Origin of the sequence: Marinilabilia sp. (assembly GCF_016278715.1) — a bacterium.
In the GTDB taxonomy this organism is placed as follows: Bacteria; Bacteroidota; Bacteroidia; order Bacteroidales; family Marinilabiliaceae; genus Marinilabilia.
This window is the reverse complement of the sequence record NZ_JADQBH010000146.1, coordinates 1-21,278: the sequence shown is the minus strand read 5'-3', so window position 1 is coordinate 21,278 and position 21,278 is coordinate 1. Positions and strand designations below refer to the sequence as shown.

Below are 21,278 nucleotides of genomic sequence, written 5' to 3'. Positions count from 1 at the left end.
GGAGTTATCCGAGCTTTCGAACTCCCAACTTTAGGTTTCCGCATTGGTGACAGTTGCGTTTAGCAGATTGTTTGGGCTGTTGCAATCCACCTCTGTTTCCGTAGTAAGGATTTTCACGGTAGGAACAACCATTTCGCTGATGGAAAAGGCTTCGATGGTTTCGCAGCCGTTGCTGTCAACCACTTTTACCTCATGGGTGCCGGGTTCCAATCCACCTTTGTAAGTGGAGCCCTGAATTCCATCCCAGAAAACCGGAAAGGGGCCCTCTCCCTGAACAATTACTGAAGCCGCTCCCGTGGGATTGGTACAGGAGGCATCAATAATATTCAGATTGATTTGTGGGCCTGCGGGGTTGGGACTAACTGTGACCATTTCTGAGGTAGCACATCCATTTTGGTCGGTTGCTGTGACCAAAAGTTCGGTTTCTTTGGTTACATAAAAAGTCTCTGAAGAAAATTCTTCGCTGACCAACCATTTATAAGGTTCTTGTCCACCGGAAGCAGTTAGGGACACCTCAATGGAATCTTCGGTGGAGCAACCTGTCCATGCTGATGAAACAATGATTTGGGGGCCATTGTCACGGTTGATGGTTACTTCTTCAGTTGTTTGACAACCGTTGCTGTCGGTTATTTCGACAAAATGCGTGCCCGGAGCCAGGTTATTAGCAGTCAGGCCGGTTTCTCCATTGGCCCATTCGATGTTGTAGGGCTCGCTGCCATTGAGCGAAGTTATGGTGGCGCTACCATTATCTTCCAGACATCCGGCGTTGATTGAGGTGATTTCTGCCTGGATTTGTTCTTTGGTGACTTTGATTTGACGGGACTGGTTACACCCCATATCATCTGAAACCCAAATGAAATAGGTTCCCTCGTCGAGGTTGGATAAATTTTTGGTGGTATCACCGGTTGACCACAAATAGGAATATGGGGCCGTTCCACCCGAAACATCGATGTTGATACTCCCTGAGCCGGTTTCATGACATTGCAGGTTAATCTGGGAAGCCTCAATCTGCAGAGAACTTGTCTCTTTAACTGTATAGGACACCTCTTTTTGGCATCCGTTGCTGTCGGTTATGGTAACACTGTAGTTTCCGGCAAAGAGTTGATTTAAGTCTTCAGTTGTTTGGCCTTCGCTCCATAAAAACTTGTAAGGTCCTGTTCCGCCATTTACTGACAAGTCAATTGCACCGGCAGCTTGGCCACATTCAGTTTTTGTAACATTTGCCGAAGCCTGAATAGGAGATGGTTCCTCCATCTGGGTTGAAAGGACCAGTGAGTTTTCGGCAGCATCGGTGATAGTAAGATTGTATATCCCTTTGGGAAGGTTCTCAATATTTTGAGAAGTGTCTCCGTTTGACCATTGAAACTGATATGGAGGAACTCCGCCATTAACAGTTACCACGATGTTTCCATTGTCAGCGCCAAAGCAGGTAAGGTGAGTTGCTTCGAGGTTGGCAGAAAGCGGTTGGTTTACGGGGGTGATTACCTCTTTACTGATACATGTTCCAGCTTTGTAGGCTACTTCGAAGCTTTGTTGGAGTATCATGTCCAGGCAGGTATCGTCCGTCGCACACACAGTGTAGGTAAGGCGGAATGTTTCTGGACCATTTTCTCCAAATCCTGAAATATCGTCCACCTTTATTCCTGTGACGCCACTGGTGGGATCAGTCACTGGATACTCCATTTTCCATCCTTCGGAATTGGAAGCCGCTGAAATTTCTCCGCAGGGAACCTCTGCAATAAAATGAGAAAGTGCAAATTTTGAGGTGCCGGTGGCTTCAATGAGAAGTTCAAGAACAACACATTGGTCTTCTACCTGCACAGACTCAATGGTTGTGGCGAACCCATCGGAACAATCTTCCTGTCTGGTTGCCGCGCTTGCTGTGGGCGATGTAAAAAAGAGAAGTCCGGAAAGAACAACTCCCGGAATCAATTTCAGAGATTCGGGGTTACTTCGAAAAAAACGGTAAAATGGGGCCATGTTCAAAAATATTGTTCAGTTTTAAGTACTAAAAATCAGCGAAAAAGTTTCATTTGTCAGGATAAATATTGCTTTGGTGTAAGAAAAACAAACATTTATCCCTGTTTGCTTGTATTTATTCAGACGTAAGAACCATTAAGAGGTTGGAAAACATAAATCAGTTTTGTTAAAGGAGAATTTTTATATTTTCGGGCCGGAAAAGTTGTATTGATATTTAAAGCGATAGGCATGAGTGAAAAAGTTAAGAAGAAAAGTTTTTTTGACAAGTTTCTGAATATTCTGGAAAAAGGAGGGAATGCACTTCCGCATCCTGCTACTTTGTTTGGCATCTTTGCCCTTTCAGCTCTTGTTTTATCAGCAATAGGTGCATGGCTGGGATGGAATGTTCAACATCCCGGAACCGGAGAAACCATTCAGGTGGTCAATCTTTTCAGTAAGGATGGAATTGCCATGATTATGGACCGAATGGTGGAAAACTATACCGGGTTTGCACCTCTGGGAATTGTGATGGTAGCCATGTTGGGTATCGGAATTGCGGAATCGAGCGGTTTGATTGCGGCTTTTATTAGGTTGTTGGTCTTGTCATCGCCCAGGCGTTTACTGACGTTTGTCCTGGTGTTTTCAGGTATTTTGTCCAATTTTGCCAGTGATATTGGTTATGTGTTGTTGATTCCTCTTGGGGGTATTATTTTCCAGTCGGTGGGGCGTCATCCGATCGTGGGGATGGCAGCTGCTTTTGCCGGGGTTTCAGGTGGTTTCAGTGCCAACTTGATTCTGGGAACAGTTGATCCGTTGCTGGCCGGACTCTCACAGGAAGGGGCAAGGATTATTGACCCAACGTATGAGGTCAATCCAACGGCCAACTACTATTTTATGATTGTCTCTACCTTTCTGATTGCTGCAATTGGTACCCGGGTTACCGAAAAAATTGTTGCGCCCCGCTTTGGTAATTATTCAGGGCCTCACGGCCAGGATAAGCTGGAAGGGTTATCCCCGAAAGAGAAAAAAGGATTGCTTTGGAGTCTTCTGGTGTTTGTGTTTTGGGTGACCATTATTCTTATCGGGATTCTCCCCGAAAACGGAATACTGAGAGGTGATGATGGGGGAATTCTTTCTTCACCAATTATTCGCGGTGTAATTGCTTTACTGTTCCTGATTGCAGGTACCATGGGTATTGTTTACGGGGCCATCATGGGCAAATATAAAAACGACTCGGATGTGGCAAAAAGTATGGCAGACAGTATGCGGACGCTAACCACGTACTTTGTGCTGGTCTTTTTTGCTGCGCAATTCGTTGCCTATTTTAAATGGAGTAATCTTGGGGTAATAATGGCCGTGAATGGGGCAGAAGCATTGATGGCTGCAGATTTGGGCGTCATTCCCCTCATGTTGCTGTTTGTACTCCTGTCAGCAGCAATCAACATGCTGATGGGGAGTGCATCAGCCAAATGGGCCATTATGGCGCCTATCTTTGTGCCGATGTTTATGTTGTTGGGCTATTCACCGGAACTCTCTCAGGCTGTTTACCGCATCGGAGACTCTGTGACCAACATTATTTCTCCTATGATGAGTTTCTTTGCACTGATAATTGCCTATTTTGGCAAATACGATGAAAAGGCAGGACTGGGAACCGTTATGGCAACCATGATTCCTTATTCCATTGCATTTTTCATTGGTTGGAGTATTTTGCTGATTATCTGGCTGACTTTTGGCTTCCCGCTGGGGCCTGGTGCCGGACTGGAATATGTAATGCCCAACTAATTTTCTTTAATTTCATCAAAAGGAAAACTTTCATGAATGGTTGCACCGTGCAGCCATTCATTTTTTTTGTCTGGCAATTTCAATAATTGAAGGAAAATGTGTTCGATTCGATGCTCCTCAACGGAGAGTCCTTCTTCTTTTAGGGCTGCTGCAAATCCCTCATTGAGTTGTCGTCCTGCTTTCAGGGTGAAATCAAAAAGAGCAGGTATTGCTTTGGGATCTTCCGGATGCTGATACTTGGCTTTGCAGCTTTCTTCGTTGGAAGAGAGATAAATCCGGCAACCGAGGGGGCGAACAGGGTAAACCATACAACTGCCTTTCCTCAGAAAAGGGCATGGGTGGCTGGTGTTTAATGCCTCTTGGGGTGATAAACCGGAAAGTTTTGCTTCTTTCGCCTTAGCTTTTTGCTTAATTTCATCAACCACTTCAGATGAAAATCTTTTTTCCAGATAATCCATCAGCACCACCATTTCATGAGTAGAGGCAAAAACGGCCTGATGACAGCACCATTGGCATCCCATGTGGCAGGCTACCGGAACGTTGTCACTCTCACACCGTTGCGAAAAGGCATCAATCAGTAAGTCAACATTATGGTAAAGTTGTCGCTGGGCAATCTTTAATTTCGAAAGCTCCTGCTGCACAGGATAGGCCTTGCCCAGGTTGTTGCCATCGGCAAAGAATATCTGTTCGAAACCTTCGGGACGAATTTGTTGAACCATGTCTTTTGTAAACATCAAAAATATGATGGGACAAGATACGAAAGATATGGAAAATATGGTTGTTAGTCAGAAGTTGAATGAACAATGATACGGCGATAACGGGTAAGCTGTGGCTCCCCGTTGTCGGTCACTTCGCATATCACGTGAAAAGTCTGACCTTGGGATCCCTTAGGTACTGTAAATATTATTGAGCTTGAATGATTTTCAGGGATTGTGACCCTCTCGTTGTAGGTTCCTGATTCCGGCATGACCCACCATTTGAAGTTGAGTTGATCTCCATCGGGATCAAAAGATTTTGAGCCATCAAGTTTAATTTGTTTTCCCGGCTTCCTGCTAATATGCAAAGGGGTGAAGTCTTTGTTTCCGTTAAGCATAATTTCGGGATTGCGGTTTCCTTCACCGCAGTCGGCCCAGTCCATTCTTGCAACAAAATCATTGAAAGTGGCCGGATAAAATAGATCTTCATATTTGGTGCAAATCTCAAAAGCTTTTCCTTTATGATTGGTATAGGCATAGGAAATGCTGTCGGGCCCAATACCCCATTCGAAATAGCCACCCCAGCCAGCCTGGTTCGGAGCAAGCCAGTTATTCAGCCCATTGGGAATGATATGAAGGAATGAGGGAGTATCTCCTTCGACTCCGTATTTATATTTGGGATATTGCTTTCCCAGATTTCCTTTACTTTGAATGTGCTGTGCATACTCATCCCAGTTTTTTCGTCCGGTTCCATTCTGAAATTTCCAGGCGCATTCATCCCAAAAATACATCAGATCCTTTTCAAATTCTGTGCGTATCCACTGCTGGGAACTGATGTTATAGGGTGTGCCGCTTTTGTAAGATCTGTCCTGGTCGGTAATTGCATAGGTTGGGATTTTATGCAGGAAGGCTCTGAGTGCGTTCTCATCTCTTTGCTCCTGAACCTGCCAGATTGCTTGCGCAAGGGTATTGCCACCTCCCCAAAGTAATATCCATAAAGGACGGTCGTCGTTCTTTCCAGCCTGATTGATAATCAGATTGCTTCCATCAGAAATGTTATCTTCTCCTATGTGCTCCATGCCTCTCTTCTTACTGCCAACCATCGTGCGGGCTCTTAAATATTCAGGGCTGGGCCAGTAGCCGATTTTCTGTTTTGATTCATCCTTTTTGAAATCTGTTTGTGCTGATCGTTTCATTAGATTTGGCAAGTCTTTTTCATAGGCATCAATCCTGTCGTGAATAAGTTGGAGAAAGTCGTCGCGAGTTTCCTCCAGGCTCCAACCTGTTGTATAGATTAGTCCTTCAATCTCAAAAAGATCCGCATTTACCAGAAGTCTGACCAACGACTCACTGTCATCAGGTTCCCATGTTGAGATATCTGTAAGTACAACGATTCGTGGTTTCAATGCAGAGGAATCACTCTGTTGAAGTTGGTTTTTCTGGGATGCCGCCCCCTGTATTATTAAAATAGCCAGAATAAGAAGAAACCAGTTCTTTTTCATACTTAGTTTGTTTTACAATTTTAAAGTGTAAATTTAATCTCGTCTAATGATTAATACTAATCTTTTTTTAAGATAAATATGCCGAATTCCGAGATTGTTCACAGATTTGATGAAAAGCGGGGCAAGTTTAAGCCGTATGGATTGACCTTTGAAGTTTGGGTTCCCGATGTGATGAGAAAACCGGACAGACATAATGAAATTGAAATAAATTTTTTCCCGGAGAGAGGCATTACTTATCTTTTTCAAGGTTCCAGAGTAACCATTCCACCAAAGAGTTTTGCTCTGTTTTGGGGGCTTGTCCCTCATCAGATTGTTGATTTCTCTGAATCTGCTCCTTACTTTGTGGGAACTATTCCTCTTTCCCGGTTTTTGGAGTGGAAATTACCGGCCACATTTGTTGAAAGGGTGCTGAAAGGAGAGTTTTTAATTGATGAACCGGGAGATTATTCTTCTTATGATAAGTTAATTTTTCGGCAATGGATTGATGATTATGCTGAAAACAGAGGGGTAGATGCTTCATTGCTGGAAGTGCGTGCACGGTTATTACGAATGGCCGACAGAGTATTGGATACAAGAGCGCGTAGTTTGATAAAGATATATGATGGTGAAATCAGCCAGATAGAACGAATTGCCTTGTTTATTGCCCAGAATTATGACCGTCCTATAAAAGTGGCAGATATTGGGCATGCGGCAGGTTTTCACCCTGATTATGCAAATTCGGTTTTTAAAAGAACATTTGGTATGACCCTGACTGAATACATCCAGCAGGAGCGAATAGGCCAGGCTCAGCGGAAGCTGATATCAACGGATACAAGTATTTCTGATATCTGTTTTGAATGTGGTTTTAATTCGATTAACAGGTTTAATGCGGCTTTTAAGAAAATAAACAAATGTACTCCTCGGGAATACAGGAAAAAGTTTTTCGGGTTTATTTGATTTTTTTATTGCCCTATTAATTTCTGTTATATATATTTGCTTAAAAATTAATCTTTATTTGCGATTAAAAACTAAGCATGTTCTTTTCATCAAACCTTCGGTTGTTGCGAAAGCGACGGGGACTTACCCAGGAACATCTGGCAGTTGCTCTGGGAATTAAGCGTCCCACACTCAATAATTATGAGAACAAAGTCTCCGGGCCTCCACTGGATGTGTTGACGACCCTGGCAGATTATTTTGGTTTGTCGATGGACACTCTCGTGAGGGTGGATTTATCCAAACTGACCAACTTTCAGTTAAAAGACCTGGAGGGCGGAAACGATGTTTATATACGCGGTTCCCGTTTGCGGGTGCTGACTTCTACGGTGGGACCCGATAACGAGGAGAACATTGAGTTGGTTCCCGAGAAAGCCAAAGCGGGATACCTGACCGGATTTTCCGATCCGGAGTACATCAGCTCTCTTCCGGTTTTTCGGTTGCCGTTTCTCGACAGGGAGAAGAAGTATCGTACTTTTCAGATTAGTGGCGACTCCATGTTGCCGGTTCCAGAAGGAGCCTGGGTGACAGGGGAGTTTATTCTCGACTGGTACACCATAAAGAATGGAGATGCCTGCATCATTGTCACCCGGGATGAGGGAATATCGTTTAAGATTGTTCAAAACGAGATTAAACAGAAAGGCAGTGTTAAATGTATCAGCCTGAATCCACTTTATGAACCTTACGACCTGGCTGTGGAGGAGATTCGCGAAATCTGGCGCTTTGTCCATTATATCAGCCCCGAATTGCCCCAGGGAAAGGTGGAAGTGGAGCATCTTTTGCGCTCCATTAATACCATTCAGCAGGATGTGGGAGCTTTAAAAGACCATTTGCTTACCGGAAAGGGTGTTGGGCACTGAGCATAGGGCACAGAGCAGGGGGCCAGGTATGTTTCGAATTTTCAGGGTCTATGCCCCATGCCCTATGCCCTTTCCCACCCTTCCACCCTTATACCATTCTACCGCAAACCATGGATAAATTCGAAAAACTAAAAATACTTGCCTCAGCTGCCAAATACGATGTTTCGTGCGCCACCAGTGGCAGTCAGCGGGAAAATAGTGGTGGTTTGGGCTCTGCTGTGTCTGCAGGTATTTGTCACAGTTTTGCTGATGACGGGCGTTGCATTTCTTTGCTCAAAGTTCTGTTTACCAATCAATGCATTTATGATTGTGCCTATTGCATCAATCGCAGAACAAATGATATTCCGCGGGCTGCTTTTACTCCCGAAGAGTTGGTCGATATCACCATCAATTTTTATCGCAGAAATTATATTGAAGGGTTGTTTCTGAGTAGCGGAGTCATACGCAATCCCGATTTCACCATGGCGCGGTTGACTAAAGTGGTAAAAGATCTGCGCCAGGTTCATCGGTTTAACGGATACATTCACCTGAAAGCCATTCCGGGCGCTGATGATGCACTGATCCGGGAGGCCGGCCTGTATGCGGATCGGATGAGTGTAAACATCGAAATACCATCCGAGGAAAATCTGAAATATCTGGCACCTGAGAAGGATTATAATAGTGTACTGAAACCGATGCATCTGATTAATGAAACGCAACAGGAATATCTGCCTGCCCGGCGAACTGCCCGTAATACTCCACGGTTTGTTCCTGCCGGTCAGAGTACCCAGCTGATAATCGGTGCTACTGCCGATACCGACAATCAGGTGCTTCACCTGGCCAGTTCGCTTTATAATGAAAACCGACTTAAACGGGTTTATTATTCTGGATATATTCATACCAATACCGCGGACAGCCGGTTGCCTGCCATTGATGTGCCCCCTTTGCGCCGGGAGAACCGACTGTATCAGGCCGATTGGCTGATGCGTTTTTATGAGTTTAAGGTGGATGAAATTATAGATGAATCTCATCCTGATTTAGATTTGGAACTGGATCCCAAACTGGCTTATGCTTTGCGACACCCCGAGTTGTTCCCGGTAGATATACAAAGCGCTGATTTACATTTGCTTCTTCGGGTCCCTGGGATAGGCCCTAAGAGCGCCAGGTTGATTTTGAGTGCCCGCCGATATGGGCATGTGTCATCCTATTTGCTCAAGAAAATGGGAGTGGTTCTGAAACGTGCCCGGTTCTTTATTACCTGCCGCGAACTGGCCGGTCGAAAAGCACCCGATTTTCAACCCAACCATTTGAGAATGATGTTTCTGGATAAATCGGCCCGAAAGCTTACTCCTGATGCGGTACAATTAAAGCTGTTTTGAATATGCTCCAATACAGATACGACGGTACATTTCCCGGTTTCCTTTCCGCAGTATTCGAACTGTGGGACAGAGGGCAGGAACCTGCTGCAATCATTCCTCCTGATGCTGCTCCCGGTCTGTTTGAGAAGATAATGGATGTGCCCACAGTAAATGAGCGGGCCGACAGAGTATGGAAGGGAATTGAAAAAGCAGGGGGAAAACGGCTGTGTCAGCGCTTTATGCATGTATTTTTATCCAGAGAACCGGACGTTGAGGACTTGATGTTCTTCATCCTGAAACAACTGTTTGATAATAAAAAAAATGTAGCGAATGACTTGTCACTGAGCGAGGTACTTCGCTTTACGCAATTGGAGCGAAAGGTTCTCCGGGAAGTTCACAGGTTGTATATGTTTCTGCGTTTTGAGCAGGCGGCCGACGGAACCTGGTTTGCGCCAATCTCTCCAAAGTATGACATACTGCCGATGACATTGAACCATTTCAAATCACGCTTTGCGGACCAGGCATGGTTGATTTTTGACACAGAGCGGAAATACGGTTATTTCTATGATACAAATTCGGTGGAAGAGGTGACCATAGAAAACCCCTCTTTTGACATGGAAACAGGCAGTCTCCAAAAGAATGCCCAAAGTCCGGACGAGCAACAATGGCAGGAGTTGTGGCGCACTTTTTTCAAGAGTATTGCCATTAAGGAACGAACCAATCCCCGGCTTCAGCGTCAGTTTATGCCTAAACGGTTCTGGAAACATTTGACGGAGAAAAAGCTTGATGCACTTCGATAATCAATTGCCCGAAGGGGGGAAGGACATACGAAGCGTAAAAAATTGAAAGGTTTGTGTATCGAATTGCCAAACTAAAACATATACGAAATCGTTATCACTGGAATGCAAGGGACAAAACTCAACAAATAAATCTGTTTTTTGGAAAATATTATATTAGGGTGTAATATTTTTGACTTGAGCCATAAATCAAGAAATGATTAAAATTATGATTCTGAAAAAGGTTATTAACCGTTTCAATCGACCGTTTTTTAAGTATGACCAAGAAACAAACTAAACAAATTCTCAGAATAGTATTACTTTTTGGAACCATTGCTTCCATGTTTTTTGTGCCATGGATTTTGGTAAAGATGTGGTTAACGCCATTGCCGAATTCAGTTCAGGAACAAGTAGATAAAGCAATTAGTTATGGGTTTGACGGAATTATTGTCTATGTGGACAAATCTGGCAAACCGCCGGCATTTTATGCGGCTGGCTGGCATGACCGAAACAATAAACTACCTGCAAATCCAAAAGCCCTATTCAAGATTGCCAGTATTGGCAAGTTGTATGATGCTGTTGCTGTTACGAAATTGGTCAGCGACAAAAGATTATCATTGGATAAACCATTGGCATTTTATTTTCCTGAATTGGAGGGAAGAATTGAAAATGCAGAAAGAATCACCTTGAGAATGATGGTTCAGCATCGGAGTGGTATTCCCAACTTAACCGATACCCCAAACTTTTGGACCGACCCACCCAAAAATAGTAATGAAGGCCTTGAACGAATTCTCGATTTGCCTGCTAATTTTGCACCAGACGAAAAATATGAATATTCAAATACCAATTATTTACTGATATCCAAAATTATCGAAAAAGTGTTGGGCTACAGTAAATTTCAATACATTAAGGAGGAAGTTCTAATCCCACTTGGACTCAAAAATACTTTCAGTTCGATTCATGATGTCAACATAGATGATGTGATGAGTGGTTATTACGAGGGCGTTGATGAAGATATCAAGACGATTGATTATGGTTCCATGTTGGCGACAGCAGAAGAAGTTGGCATTTTCGTAAGGGCATTAAACCATGGATCATTGCTTGATGCGGGGGAACAGGAACTCTATTCTTCAATTTACAAATACAACCATTCTGGATTGGTTCCTGGTTATCAAAGTATTGCCAAATACCACCAAGACATTGATGCGGTTGTTGTTCAATTTACGAATACAACCGATTTTGATGGATACAACTGGAGTATTTCGGAGATTACATATAATCGAATAGTGAAAATATTGAGAAGAAAAAATTCAAACTTTTAATACATGCAAGAAAGAAGTTCCATACGCATCAATAAATTTATTAGCGAAAGCGGGATTTGTTCCAGGCGCGAAGCCGACCGTTTTATTGAACAGGGAGTTGTAATTCTAAATGGACGCAAAGCAAATATTGGCGATCAAGTGAAGGTAGGTGACAAAGTAAGTGTCAATGGAAAAGAAATGGAACCAAGGCAAGATGATGATATTGTTTTTATTGCATTGAATAAACCTGTTGGAGTAACATCAACAACAGAAGGAAAAGTGCCGAATAATATTGTACAGTTTGTAAATCACAGCAAACGGCTTTTCCCTATTGGTCGATTGGATAAAGATTCGCAGGGACTCATATTCTTAACCAACAATGGTGATATTGTAAACAAGATTTTGCGGGCAGGAAATAAGCATGAAAAGGAATATGTTGTGACGGTAAATAAGCCTCTAACCCCAAGAATGATCACCGGCATGGCAAATGGCGTTCCCATTCTGGGTGTTACCACTAAAAAGTGTAAGGTGGTAAAGGAAGGCGAAAAAAGGTTCAGAATTATTTTGGTACAAGGACTAAACCGGCAGATACGTAGGATGTGTAGCCATTTTGGATATAATGTACAAAAACTGGAACGGGTCCGAATTATGAATATAGATTTGAAAGGCTTGCCCGTTGGCGCATGGAGAGATTTAACCGAAAGCGAAATGAAGGTCATTTACGACATGGTTAAAGATTCATCCGGGTTAGAAGAAAAAAAGTCAAATTCAAAACCCTCTGTTAAAAAGAAAAAAACTTCAATTTCAAAAACAGCCGGCCCGCAAAAATCTTTACCGGGACTTTCATCCAATAACAAAAAAGGTAGAACCGGTATAAACAAGGATGGTAAACAGAACCCTAAAAGCAAGGCTTTTCGTAAATCAGGCAGGCGATGATTACTGTTAAGGCCTATTGGCAGGTAAGCAACTGCCTGTCATGTAACAGTATGCGTATTATTGGTGTCCCGCTGATTGGTAAATACTTTTCATGATTTTTAGGCTATCCCTGAATTGAACTCATTTGCAGCTCAGATTGTTTAAAAATAAATCTGAACTTATGAACAAACCTTTTTGCCTGTTAATGATTATTTTCTTTGTCATTTCTTTTTCCAATGCTTCTGCCGGAGAAGATGGTTGGCAGCTCAGAAAAAATGAGGATGGTATAAAAGTTTATACTAAAGAAAAAGAGGATACACACATTTACATGTATAAGGTTGTCACCAAAATTTCAGTAAAGCCGGAAGTTGTTTACAGGCAGGTTGTTGATTTTAGGGAGAATTTACAATATATGAAGTCGGTGGACTCAATCAGATTTCTGGAGCATCAAAAAGACCGGCGTTACATAAACTACATGCGTTTAAAAATGCCCTGGCCGGTTAAAAACCGTGAAATGGTAACGGAAATGTTGGTAACGAAGGGTCAGAATGGGATTTTTATTGAATCGAATGATTTGCCGGAATATCTTCCAAAGAATCCGGGCACGGTTCGTATAGAAGATTTTAATGAAAAATGGACGATTAAAGAAGGTATAAACCAGAATGAAAGCCAGATCACCGTTACAGGTTGGGTCGATGTAGGTGGATCTATCCCGGTTTGGGTTGTGAATCTATTCATTGTCAATACTCCATTTCGCTTCATTTCCGGGATAATTCAGGAAGTGGGGAAGGAGTAAATCAGGACTCATCTCAAAACCCGAAACTCAGAACTCCCTTCGCTCACCCCCTAACCCCCTGAAGGGGGAATCAGCCCACAACCCGACCTCAAAAACCCGGAACTCAAAACACAGAACCCAAACTCAACCTTTTTGGTTATCTTTGCGTTTCTCTCCAAAAAGGACGACTTGGATAATAAAGATTACATACAAAGTGCAGAAAAAGCAGTTTCCGCATTTATAAACGGGAACCGGAATTTTGTAGCCTGGCGAATGCCCGGGGAAGAGCAGGGACATGCTTTTTCGGTGGGTGATATTAAGCGGATTGATGTGAAAGAGTTTTCAACCGAAAATTTTGAAGGAGCTTTTATTGTCGCTCCCTTTAGGTTATCGGAAGGACTTTTTGCCTTGTGGCCTGAAGACAAACCTGCACCATTTGAAGTTACAAAATCTGTAAAAGACAATACTCCGTTTCAGATGGAGGCCGAATCTGCTGAGGTCAGAACACTTTATGGGAAATCTTTTTCCCTGGTTAAGCAGGCTTTGGACAAGAAACTGGTGGACAAAGTGGTATTGGCCAGGAAACTGAATGTTGATGATGTGCCTTCAACTATTTTGCCGGGAGTTTTTGAGCTTCTTTGCATTACTTACCCCAACGCTTTTGTTTATTTCATAGACCACCCTGAAACCGGCAGGTGGATGGGTGCCAGTCCGGAGTTGTTTTTGGAAAAGTCCTTTGACAGTTTCCGTACCGTTGCATTGGCTGCAACCCGGAAAACGGAACTGCACAGTGAGGACTGGAATATGAAAGAACTCGAAGAGCAGGGGCTTGTTTCTGTTTTTGTGGACGAGGTTCTTTCCAGCTATGGAATCAATCAATACAAGAAGTCGGGGCCGGAGCCGGTCAGGGCCGGGGCAATGGTACATCTGCGGACTTCCTACCAGTTTAAGGATGACAAAATCAGGAAACAACCAGGTAAATTTATTGATTCACTTCATCCAACTCCTGCCGTAGGTGGGTATCCCAAGGAGAAATCTTTGGAAGTCCTTATTGAAGCCGAGAAGTTTGAACGCGGTTTTTACAGTGGCTTTTTGGGGCCTGTCAGCAAGGAGGGCTTTCGTTTTTTTGTGAATATCCGTTCCATGCAATTAGGGCAGAACAATGCAGTTTTGTATCTTGGTGGTGGCATTACCAGGGGTTCCCGTGAAGAGAATGAATGGGAAGAAACCCGGCTCAAGGCCAGGACATTACTGTCAGTACTGAAATCAGTAAAACAAAAATTTTTCAATGAGTCCATCCATCTCCGATAAACCGGTGGTAAAAAATATTCTGGAGCACTGTTTTGCCTATGGGGTAAGACATGTGGTGCTTTCTCCCGGCTCTCGCAACGCTCCTTTTCTTATCTCTTTTCCCGCGAGTGGGAAGTTCAGATGTTACACCATTGTGGATGAACGTTCAGCTGCCTATTTTGCTTTGGGACTGGCCCGGAAAACCGGCGAGCCGGTGGTGATGGCCTGTACCAGTGGAACAGCTGCTTTGAACTATGCCCCAGCGTTGGCAGAAGCTTATTATCAGCAGATTCCGTTGATTGCCATCACTTCAGATCGGCCACCAGAATTTGTTGATCAGGCTGATGGACAAACCATTCGACAGCCCGGAATATTCGGGAATTTTGTGCGTTATGAGTGCCAGCTTCCGACAGAAGAACCGGCTGATGGCGATGCATTGCTTGTCAATCGGATGCTCAATGAGGCTTTTCATCGTGCATTGGGAATTGTTAATGGGCCTGTGCACATCAATGTTCCTTTCAGAGAGCCGCTTTACAATACAGTCCCAATGGATTCCGTTCCTTCGTCTCCTGTGGTTCAGCGCTCCGAAGACCAAACTGTTAGTGAAGCGTTACTCACTCTTTTGCAGGAAGAAATCAGCGGTCATCAAAAAGTGATGCTGATAATCGGGGCCACATCACCTGATGCAGCCCTAACTAAGTTGGTAAGGGCCTTGGTAGCAAAAGGAGTGGTCGTCATGACCGAAAACCTCTCGAATATTGATGAACCGGGTGTCTTTGAAAACACAGACCGCGTGCTGGAAGGATTTTCGGGCAGTGATCAAGCCTTTGTGCCGGAGGTATTAATTACCCTGGATACTCCGGTTCTTTCAAAAAAGATAAAGCAACGAATAAGAAATAGTCCTTCTCAACTGCATTGGCATTTTTCCAACCAGGAGGTGTTAATTGATACATATCAATGCTTAACTCGTCAGGTTGTCGGGAATGCGGTGCAAATTCTCGCCTTGCTTTTTGAGCGATTGGATTCTTTTGCGGACTTCTATCAGCAAAGTTGGGAAGGAGCAAAAACTATTACCCGCGATCGTCACCAAAACTTTTTGGAAAATGTGACCTGGTGCGACCTGAAAGTCTTTGGTATATTATCGGAGCTGATGCCGGAGAATCAGGAGGTTCACTTTTCAAACAGTACTCCTGTGCGTTACGGGCAGCTGTTTGAGTGGCCCAAGGAGGCTTCTTTCTATGCCAATCGGGGCACCAGTGGCATTGATGGGTGTTTGAGTACTGCAGTTGGTGCTTCAATAGCCGGGTCGCAACCGGTAACCCTGATAACGGGCGATTTGGCGTTCTTTTACGATTCCAATGGTTTATGGAATAAATATCTTCCGGATTCTTTCCGTGTGATAGTAATCAATAACGGGGGTGGTGGGATTTTCCGTTTTATTCCGGGGCCATCAGAATCCCCTCAGTTAGAAGATTTCTTCGAGGCTAAGAGAGCACATCAATGCCGGGGAATTGCTGAAACTTATGGGTTGCAGTACTATGCTGCCGGAAATGAGAATGAGCTGACTCAGATTCTAAACCATTTTTGGAACGACAAAGGAAGCCCTGCATTGCTGGAGGTTTTTACTCCCGGTGAAGAGAACGGTGAGATTTTAAGAAGTTATTTTAAAACTTTAAGGATAAATAGCTGAATGATTGGTTTTCAGGTTAAGAAAAAAGATTGCTCCACTACATTCGAAGTGACAAGCGTTTGAATGGTATTTATGGGAGGAGTGAGCTCATTACGAGTGAAACAGCCTGTCCCGGTTTCGGGAAAGTAATCTCAATCGTTGCTAGTATTAAATATGTTTGCAGATATTCATAAACAAAATAAATACATCATGCAAAATAACTGGAGCACCATCAAAGAGTACGAAGACATTAAGTTTGAGTTTTGTGACGGAGTAGGGAAAGTCACAATCAATCGGCCTAAGGTCTATAATGCCTTTCGTCCTCAGACCGTAAAAGAGATGATTGATGCTTTCGATATTTGTCGCGAACGTCAGGATATAGGAGTGGTGGTTTTGACAGGCGCAGGAGACAAAGCTTTTTGTTCGGGAGGCGACCAGAATGTGAAGGGGCATGGCGGTTATTTGGATGAGGACGGAGTGCCGCGTCTCAATGTGCTGGATTTACACAAACGTATTCGGTCATTGCCCAAGCCTGTGGTTGCCATGGTCAATGGTTATGCCATTGGGGGCGGTCATGTGCTTCATGTGGTGTGCGATTTAACCGTTGCAAGCGATAAGGCCATTTTCGGACAAAGCGGGCCTAAGGTTGGCAGTTTTGATGCCGGATTTGGCTCGTCTTACCTGGCTCGTCACGTGGGACAAAAGAAAGCGCGTGAAATTTGGTTTTTGTGCAAGCAGTATTCAGCCGAAGAAGCCGAGAATATGGGGCTCGTGAATAAGGTTGTTTCACACGAATGGCTGGAGGAAGAGACCATGGAGTGGTGCAAAATCATGCTGCAACGCAGTCCTATGGCTTTGCGAATGATTAAACGCGGATTAAACGCCGAACTGGACGGACAGACAGGAATCATGGAGATGGCCGGCGATGCAACCCTGATGTTTTACCTGATGGAAGAAGCACAGGAGGGTAGAAAAGCATTTTTGGAAAAGCGGGATCCTGATTTTAAGCAGTTTCCAAAGTTTCCGTAAAGATTAGAACACTTATAAAACACAAAAGGCACATAAGAAAACAAAACATTTCAGATGTTTTTGTTTCTTATGTGTCTTTTGTATTTCAACAAAACTAAAGTTTCGCAAACAACTCCGCCACTTCATCCACATCATTGAGGGTGTAAGATGCATGGGTAGGTTTCCCATTGTGCTCTACCATAATTCCGATGCCAATACCATCTGTTTCCAGCGCTTCGAAAGCATCTTCGTCGGTGTCGTCGTCGCCAATGTAAATGGGTAGAACAGACTCATCATCTGCCAGTCCAAGCTCCTGAAGAATCCAAAGAACTGCTTTTCCTTTGTGCCAGTCGAGATCGGGTTTTATCTCCACAATTTTTTTGCCGGTTCCCTTTTTGTAGCCGGGGTTGTTTTCGAGTACCCTTTCAAATTCGGCCAGAATATCATCAATTTCCTCATCTTTGGCGTTGCGGTAATGCACCCCGATGGCATATCGTTTGCGGTCGATTTGCACACCTTTGTATTTCCGCTCAAGCTCCATTAATTCTTTTTCAATGATGCTTAGTTCAGGCAAGAGAACAGAGGTTTTTTCGTGCTCTCTGTAAAGCCCGTCGGGGCCTGAAATCCTGAATCCGTGGCTTCCGGCGTATAGTAGATTATCCAGACCTACAAGTTTTTTTACATCATCCATATCGCGACCGGTGATTACAGCTACGGTGTATTTTTCTGCCAGTTGAGCCAGCAAATCCTTCATTTTCGGGCTGATTTTGGCATCTTCCGGACGACTCACAATCGGCGTAAGTGTTCCATCGTAATCCAAAAACAGGGCAGGTTTTCTTCCTTCCAGTTCTTCAAAAAAATCTTTTTGGTCGCCAAAAACAGGCTTTGGATTAGTTTCAGTCATTGTGTTTATCTTATTTTGTTTTAACGGTTTTATCAAATATATAAAAAAAAAATTGGTGTCCGGTTAAAGAATTGAGATTGCTTCACTTGGTTCGCAATGACAGGCCTTTGCAGTATATTAAGGGTTGGTAGGGGTTGATCTTCGGCTTTGCCGAAAATCAACCCCTATCAACCCTGCTAAACACTTTAAGACAGAGTCATTGCGAGCAGAGCGAAGCAATCTTCTTTCAAAATAATAGTTTTTCCGGACAATAGTAAAAAAAAATTATCAATATTGCCTTGGGATATTGAAAACTTAGGATTTCACAAAGAAGTGATTTTCCTGATGATTGTATATAATGTGAATGGCAGCCGGAATTACCTCCACTTCCAGTTGTTTGAGTTTTCCGACGGGTTCTCCATCCACCTGTAGATCTGGTGCAGGTTTCATCTTTAAAGTGGCCCGTTGGCACGAAAGGGTTCTGATGTGTCTGAGCCGGTGGATATTGCCTGTGAAGAATGCAAAAACCATGTGGAAAATGTAATACCATGGGTATGGCTTGATCACGACAATTTCAAACTTTGCGTCATCTAATTTTCCCGTTGGATTTACAACGGCGCCTGTTCCAAAGAAATGGGTATTGGTCATCACAATCATTACAGCCTTGTATTTGCGTCTCTTCTTTCCTTCGCAATCGACGATGCACTTAAAATGCGAAGGCGATTTTAGCTCTTTAAAAAACTGTCGGGCATAACCATAGAGTCCTCTGATTTTTTCCTGGTCGAAACGCTTTATGATTCTGGCATTCATCCCCAGGTCGCTTAGGTGAATGGCCAGGTACTCGCGGTTGATTTTCAACAGGTCGATGGGGCGGGACACATCGCGGGCTATCACCGCCATTGCTTGTTCCAGATTTGATGGGATATTGAGTTCAAAAGCCATTCCGTTTGCTGAGCCGGTGGGAATGATGCCAAGTTTTATATCAGAGCCAATCAGCAGGGAGGCCACCAGGTTTACTGTTCCATCACCACCTACAGCAACAGCGGTTTCAGGGTTCTGACTTTGTAAGGCATTAGCAATTTTTTCTTTGTCATTTTCTCCCGTCGTTTCTATAAACTCGGGAAATAATGAATATTTATTACAAATGCGCTCAATTTGAGCGGTTACATTAGTTTTTTGATTGTTTCCTGAAATGGGGTTAATGACGAATAAGATATTTCTGTTTTCAGAGTTGGTCATATCGCTTTCTCTAAAGGAATGGTTAAATTTGATTAAACATTAATCGCTTTCGGTTCTTTAAATATAAAAAAACAAATCTTCAGATGCCCATTATAACCAAAACTTTCCGGTATATTCTTCGAAAAGCTGGCAGTCCGTTTAGACGGGCTCGTCTTTGGATAAAGAAACGTCTTGGCTGGTTGGGTGTTCCCACTATTGAACCTTATATGGGGTTCAGCAATGGTCATGATGTTTATATTTCTGGTAACGTGATGGAAGATAAGGGTTTGGATAAACCAAAGCCCGGACAAAATCTCGGAACCAATATGCTGGCCATGTTTAAACGCTATGTGAGTGATGAAATTGGCGGGGTTCGGGTTAAAGTGAGTTTTAATGGCAAATCAGAAGTAGTAGAGACCAACGAACTTGGAATTTTCCATTGCTCTTTTCGGTTTGAGGAGCAGATTCCAGCCAATAACCATTTTGAGGAAGTTTGTTTTGAGTTGCTGGATGAGGTGGTGGAAAATCAGGGGGAAATAATCGCAACCGGACAGATTCTGATGGTTTCGGGGAAGCTTCCGTTAGGAGTTGTTTCAGATATTGATGATACTGTGATGGTTTCTCACTCTACCAAGACCTTGAAAAAGCTCAAACTGATGCTCTTTAAAAATGCCCGAACACGTGTTCCGTTCGAGGGAGTGGGTGCATTTTACAGGGCGCTTCGCAAGGGGGCTGAAGGTCAGAAACACCCTAATCCGGTTTTTTATGTTTCCAGTAGTGAGTGGAATCTGTATGACCTGCTGGTCGATTTTTTTGAATTTCGGAAGATTCCTGCTGGTCCGCTTTTGCTTCAGGAAATGGAACATAGCATTTTTCAGTTTTGGAAGTCGGGAGGTGGAGATCACGAGCACAAACTGGAAAAAATTCGATTTTTGTTTTCTTTCTTTCCGGAGTTGGATTTCGTGTTGATTGGCGACAGTGGTCAACGCGACCCGTCTCTTTATCTTCAGGCGGTTCGCGAATGTCCGGGACGTGTTAAAGCAGTCTATATCCGATGCATTGGAAAGGCTCATAAAAACAGGCAGACCCTTGAAATTACAAAGGAGATGGAAAAGGTCGGTGTTCCTATGTTGTTGATTGACAATACGGAAGATGCTGCCCGCCATGCCTTGTTGAATGGGTTCATTGCGCCGTCATCCATGCCGGATATTGCCCGACAGTTGCACGAAGACCACAATTACAGTATTGCTGATTCTTTTTATCCCGAAAGAGAACCGGCATCATCTTGATTGCGAAGCGCGAACCCGGTTGCTAAAGTCTTTCCATATGGATTTATAAAATATCTTCTCCTTTTCTGATGGGATGAAGACCTTATCCGGAGTAATCTGATATTTCTTATCCGGTGCAAACAACCCAGGAAAATCAATGTGAAACTGAATCCCGTAAACATTCTTGAATTCAATATGCTCAATGGCTTCCACCACTTTACCGTCTTTTGAAGTGGCTGTTTCTTTCAGGTTCATTCCCAACTTTTTTACCGCCTGATGATGTACGCTAGGCACACAGATTTCATCAGAATAGTCTAATGCTTTCAGGAAGCTTTTTGGAGCAATGGAAATGGGGTGAAAGGCTATATATGAGGTTTTGTTGTCGTTATTATTAATTCCGTATAAATAGTTTTTGTGTTGTTGATGGGTCGGCATGGTGGCAATTTCTTCGCAAAATTCTACCCCGTACAATTGTGCAGGAATGTCTTGATAAAGAGAGCCTCCTGCAGCGACATTCATGATCTGCATCCCCAGACAAATACCCATAATTGGGAAGTCAGAATTTTGTTGTAATAATGGAGCAACTTTTTGGTTTTGACTGCCTCCAATTAGATGAAACATAAAGGAAATTTCCCAATTGCGGACACGTTCAATTATTTCTGTTGTGATGAAAGTTTTTTCTCCATAAATGGCAGGTGGAATATCATCTCCTCCGAAGAATATTAATCCATCGGAAGTATTTAAGATTTCTTCGAACCGGCGGCTCCATTTATTGGGCACGAATAAACTGTCTGTTGACACTTTGCCCTGAATTGTTTTAATTTTGATGTAATCAATGTGTTGGTCAGCGAGGTATTGTTCTGATTTTTCAATTTCAGCAGAGTTGGCTGCATGAAAGTAGCCGGTCATCAAAAGACTGTCGAACAAGAAGACACCGTGTTCTTTGAAATAAACAATCTTCTCGATGTTGCGAACTGTAGGGTTTACAAAACCTATTTGGGTAATGTTGTTTTGGGCCCCTGAAATCAGGAGAGAAAAACAGAATATAAGCGTGGATAGTACAAAATG

At 43.4% G+C, this 21,278-nt stretch carries 18 protein-coding genes; 12 read left to right on the top strand and 6 right to left on the bottom strand.

The window, feature by feature from the left end; all coding sequences use genetic code 11:
* Positions 1–30: 30 nt before the first annotated feature.
* Positions 31–1,980, bottom strand: a complete 1,950-nt coding sequence (locus tag QZZ43_RS09490; protein ID WP_291858292.1) for a SprB repeat-containing protein — start codon at positions 1,978–1,980, stop codon at positions 31–33.
* A 228-nt stretch (positions 1,981–2,208) separates the two neighbouring features.
* Here QZZ43_RS09490 and QZZ43_RS09485 point away from each other — a divergent pair, with 228 nt between their 5' ends.
* Positions 2,209–3,741, top strand: coding sequence for an AbgT family transporter (locus tag QZZ43_RS09485; RefSeq protein ID WP_291858290.1), 1,533 nt, complete (start codon positions 2,209–2,211; stop codon positions 3,739–3,741).
* On the opposite strand, the gene QZZ43_RS09480 is transcribed toward QZZ43_RS09485, so the two are convergent.
* Both QZZ43_RS09480 and QZZ43_RS09475 read right to left on the bottom strand, forming a co-directional pair.
* On the bottom strand, positions 3,738–4,460 hold the full coding sequence (locus QZZ43_RS09480; protein ID WP_291858288.1) for a YkgJ family cysteine cluster protein: 723 nt from the start codon (positions 4,458–4,460) through the stop codon (positions 3,738–3,740). The genes QZZ43_RS09485 and QZZ43_RS09480 overlap by 4 nt on opposite strands.
* 62 nt (positions 4,461–4,522) lie before the next feature.
* Complete coding sequence (locus tag QZZ43_RS09475) at positions 4,523–5,938, bottom strand: DUF1593 domain-containing protein (protein ID WP_291858287.1); 1,416 nt, start codon at positions 5,936–5,938, stop codon at positions 4,523–4,525.
* A 78-nt stretch (positions 5,939–6,016) separates the two neighbouring features.
* Between QZZ43_RS09475 and QZZ43_RS09470 the strand changes: the two genes are divergently transcribed.
* The 10 genes from QZZ43_RS09470 to menB all read left to right on the top strand — a co-directional run bounded on the left by QZZ43_RS09470 (position 6,017) and on the right by menB (position 16,862).
* Entirely contained in the window at positions 6,017–6,874 is an 858-nt protein-coding gene (locus QZZ43_RS09470) for a helix-turn-helix domain-containing protein (RefSeq protein ID WP_291858285.1), read from the top strand.
* A 77-nt stretch (positions 6,875–6,951) separates the two neighbouring features.
* On the top strand, positions 6,952–7,770 hold the full coding sequence (locus tag QZZ43_RS09465; RefSeq protein WP_291858283.1) for a helix-turn-helix domain-containing protein: 819 nt from the start codon (positions 6,952–6,954) through the stop codon (positions 7,768–7,770).
* Positions 7,771–7,880: 110 nt separating this feature from the next.
* Positions 7,881–9,128, top strand: coding sequence for a putative DNA modification/repair radical SAM protein (locus QZZ43_RS09460; protein ID WP_291858281.1), 1,248 nt, complete (start codon positions 7,881–7,883; stop codon positions 9,126–9,128).
* 2 nt (positions 9,129–9,130) lie between these two features.
* A complete protein-coding gene (locus QZZ43_RS09455) occupies positions 9,131–9,907 on the top strand; it encodes a TIGR03915 family putative DNA repair protein (RefSeq protein WP_291858279.1) in 777 nt (258 codons plus the stop codon).
* A gap of 254 nt (positions 9,908–10,161) precedes the next feature.
* Positions 10,162–11,205 (top strand): serine hydrolase, encoded by a 1,044-nt coding sequence (locus tag QZZ43_RS09450; protein WP_291858277.1) that lies wholly within the window; start codon positions 10,162–10,164, stop codon positions 11,203–11,205.
* A gap of 3 nt (positions 11,206–11,208) precedes the next feature.
* A complete protein-coding gene (gene rluF, locus QZZ43_RS09445; protein WP_291858275.1) occupies positions 11,209–12,120 on the top strand; it encodes a 23S rRNA pseudouridine(2604) synthase RluF in 912 nt (303 codons plus the stop codon).
* A gap of 160 nt (positions 12,121–12,280) precedes the next feature.
* Positions 12,281–12,895 (top strand): START domain-containing protein, encoded by a 615-nt coding sequence (locus tag QZZ43_RS09440; RefSeq protein WP_291858273.1) that lies wholly within the window; start codon positions 12,281–12,283, stop codon positions 12,893–12,895.
* Between the two features lie 168 nt (positions 12,896–13,063).
* A complete protein-coding gene (locus QZZ43_RS09435) occupies positions 13,064–14,185 on the top strand; it encodes a chorismate-binding protein (protein ID WP_291858271.1) in 1,122 nt (373 codons plus the stop codon).
* On the top strand, positions 14,163–15,854 hold the full coding sequence (gene menD, locus QZZ43_RS09430) for a 2-succinyl-5-enolpyruvyl-6-hydroxy-3-cyclohexene-1-carboxylic-acid synthase (protein ID WP_291858269.1): 1,692 nt from the start codon (positions 14,163–14,165) through the stop codon (positions 15,852–15,854). Before QZZ43_RS09435 ends, menD begins: the two co-directional genes overlap by 23 nt.
* A gap of 189 nt (positions 15,855–16,043) precedes the next feature.
* Positions 16,044–16,862: a 1,4-dihydroxy-2-naphthoyl-CoA synthase gene (gene menB / locus QZZ43_RS09425; RefSeq protein WP_291858267.1), complete on the top strand. Its 819-nt coding sequence runs from the start codon at positions 16,044–16,046 to the stop codon at positions 16,860–16,862.
* 94 nt (positions 16,863–16,956) lie between these two features.
* Here menB and otsB read toward each other — a convergent pair whose 3' ends face one another.
* Positions 16,957–17,745: a trehalose-phosphatase gene (gene otsB / locus QZZ43_RS09420; RefSeq protein WP_291858265.1), complete on the bottom strand. Its 789-nt coding sequence runs from the start codon at positions 17,743–17,745 to the stop codon at positions 16,957–16,959.
* A 294-nt stretch (positions 17,746–18,039) separates the two neighbouring features.
* Entirely contained in the window at positions 18,040–18,963 is a 924-nt protein-coding gene (locus tag QZZ43_RS09415; protein WP_291858263.1) for a diacylglycerol kinase family protein, read from the bottom strand.
* Between the two features lie 83 nt (positions 18,964–19,046).
* On the opposite strand from QZZ43_RS09415, the gene QZZ43_RS09410 reads away from it, so the two are divergent.
* On the top strand, positions 19,047–20,231 hold the full coding sequence (locus QZZ43_RS09410; protein ID WP_291858261.1) for an App1 family protein: 1,185 nt from the start codon (positions 19,047–19,049) through the stop codon (positions 20,229–20,231).
* On the opposite strand, the gene QZZ43_RS09405 is transcribed toward QZZ43_RS09410, so the two are convergent.
* Positions 20,223–21,278: gamma-glutamyl-gamma-aminobutyrate hydrolase family protein (locus QZZ43_RS09405; protein ID WP_291858259.1), on the bottom strand; the 1,056-nt coding region annotated here is incomplete at its 5' end. The two genes, QZZ43_RS09410 and QZZ43_RS09405, sit on opposite strands and share 9 nt — an antisense overlap.

Coding starts and splice junctions, on each gene's coding strand:
- QZZ43_RS09475 (WP_291858287.1), bottom strand. CDS start 5,938: ATGAAAAAGAACTGGTTTCTTCTTATTCTGGCTATTTTAATAATACAG.
- QZZ43_RS09490 (WP_291858292.1), bottom strand. CDS start 1,980: ATGGCCCCATTTTACCGTTTTTTTCGAAGTAACCCCGAATCTCTGAAA.
- QZZ43_RS09455 (WP_291858279.1), top strand. CDS start 9,131: ATGCTCCAATACAGATACGACGGTACATTTCCCGGTTTCCTTTCCGCA.
- QZZ43_RS09460 (WP_291858281.1), top strand. CDS start 7,881: ATGGATAAATTCGAAAAACTAAAAATACTTGCCTCAGCTGCCAAATAC.
- rluF (WP_291858275.1), top strand. CDS start 11,209: ATGCAAGAAAGAAGTTCCATACGCATCAATAAATTTATTAGCGAAAGC.
- menD (WP_291858269.1), top strand. CDS start 14,163: ATGAGTCCATCCATCTCCGATAAACCGGTGGTAAAAAATATTCTGGAG.
- QZZ43_RS09415 (WP_291858263.1), bottom strand. CDS start 18,963: ATGACCAACTCTGAAAACAGAAATATCTTATTCGTCATTAACCCCATT.
- QZZ43_RS09485 (WP_291858290.1), top strand. CDS start 2,209: ATGAGTGAAAAAGTTAAGAAGAAAAGTTTTTTTGACAAGTTTCTGAAT.
- QZZ43_RS09410 (WP_291858261.1), top strand. CDS start 19,047: ATGCCCATTATAACCAAAACTTTCCGGTATATTCTTCGAAAAGCTGGC.
- QZZ43_RS09480 (WP_291858288.1), bottom strand. CDS start 4,460: ATGGTTCAACAAATTCGTCCCGAAGGTTTCGAACAGATATTCTTTGCC.
- otsB (WP_291858265.1), bottom strand. CDS start 17,745: ATGACTGAAACTAATCCAAAGCCTGTTTTTGGCGACCAAAAAGATTTT.
- QZZ43_RS09465 (WP_291858283.1), top strand. CDS start 6,952: ATGTTCTTTTCATCAAACCTTCGGTTGTTGCGAAAGCGACGGGGACTT.
- menB (WP_291858267.1), top strand. CDS start 16,044: ATGCAAAATAACTGGAGCACCATCAAAGAGTACGAAGACATTAAGTTT.
- QZZ43_RS09470 (WP_291858285.1), top strand. CDS start 6,017: ATGCCGAATTCCGAGATTGTTCACAGATTTGATGAAAAGCGGGGCAAG.
- QZZ43_RS09450 (WP_291858277.1), top strand. CDS start 10,162: ATGACCAAGAAACAAACTAAACAAATTCTCAGAATAGTATTACTTTTT.
- QZZ43_RS09440 (WP_291858273.1), top strand. CDS start 12,281: ATGAACAAACCTTTTTGCCTGTTAATGATTATTTTCTTTGTCATTTCT.